At 45.7% G+C, this 492-nt stretch carries 1 rRNA gene; it reads right to left on the reverse strand.

The features are described 5' to 3' along the window. Positions 1-320, reverse strand: a 16S ribosomal RNA gene (locus ASC50_RS04185); the annotation flags it as partial. Positions 321-492: the final 172 nt, after the last annotated feature.

Consider the following 492-nt stretch of genomic DNA (forward strand, 5'->3'; position numbering starts at 1 on the left):
TACCAGTGTGGGGGATTAACCTCTCAGTTCCCCTAAGGATCGATGGCTTGGTGAGCCGTTACCTTCACCAACTACCTAATCCTGCGCATGCCCATCCATAACCAATAAATCTTTAACAAATATCTCCATGCGGAGCCCCTGTGTTATGCGGTATTAATCCGTCTTTCGACGGGCTATCCCGCAGTTATGGGTAGGTTGCATACGTGTTACTCACCCGTGCGCCGGTCGCCACCAGGATTGCTCCCGTGCTGCCCCTCGACTTGCATGTGTTAGGCCTATCGCTAGCGTTCATCCTGAGCCAGGATCAAACTCTTCTTTGTTATTCTTTTTTTTTTAATTCCTTTTTCTCTTATTCCTAAATTGACAGGTTCTTTTCTTTTTTACCCAGCACCTATCTTCATGGGATTGCGGGTCAAGCCCGCAATGACAATCAAACAAGTGTTGTTCTTGTACTACGTAATTAATGGAAATCTTTCAAAGATCGTCTTCTTC

The organism is Candidatus Symbiothrix dinenymphae (genome assembly GCF_001431085.1).